At 30.3% G+C, this 775-nt stretch carries 1 protein-coding gene; it reads right to left on the bottom strand.

The genetic code is table 11. From position 1 onward, the window contains the following. Positions 1 to 65: 65 nt before the first annotated feature. Positions 66 to 775, bottom strand: a 710-nt coding sequence (locus tag LQ686_RS13870; RefSeq protein ID WP_239733457.1) for an IS256 family transposase, incomplete at its 5' end; no start/stop codon positions are given.

Here is a 775-nt window from a genome sequence, read left to right as displayed (position 1 = left end):
TTTTGAAGTTTAAACAGATATAGTTGTTTGATCACTACTTATTTTTTTAAAAATAAGTAGCTTAATTAAGCGATAAATGGTCTGTTAGACTTATCAAATCTTTCTTGAATATCCATAAGTACTGCGCCAATTAATCTAAAAGCTGAATCTAGATTAGGGAATGTTTTAACTATTTTTTCTCGTTTTCTGAGTTGCATATTAATATTTTCAACTGAATTAGTAGTTCTTAGATTTTTATGATGTTGAGCAGGAAATCTATAGAATTGTGAGGCATCTTCGAAGCCTTCATCCAATATTTTAATAGCTTCCACATACTTAGGATTACTTTCATATTGTGCAATGAATTCTTCTTTGAGCTGAACAGCATGACGATATGTTGGTGCTTGGAATATTGATTTAAGTAACATTCTAGCTTCTTTAGAGTTCTTTTTAGGAAATCTCTCTACAATATTTTTAAGAAAATGGAATGTACAACGTTGCCAAGATGAATCAATAAACTGTGACTTAATAGATTTAATAAGTCCAGAATGTGCATCAGAGATAATAAGTTCAGGAGTTGTTAAACCACGCATTCTTAAGTCTTCAAAAAACTCTGACCAAGCTAATTCTGACTCTTGATTAGAAATTTTAAAGCCAATAATGTCGCGTTTTCTATTTTCGTTGATACCCATAGCGATATAAACACCTTTAGAAACAATTTTATTATTCTCTCTTACCTTAATGTGCATAGCATCAACAAATACATACTTATACTGATGACTAACAATAGGTCTAC

The sequence above is a fragment of the Mammaliicoccus sp. J-M41 genome (assembly GCF_022385935.1).
GTDB lineage: Bacteria > Bacillota > Bacilli > Staphylococcales > Staphylococcaceae > Mammaliicoccus > Mammaliicoccus sciuri_A.
Note: the sequence above shows the minus strand (reverse complement) of the source record. Positions and strands in the feature narration are given on the sequence as shown.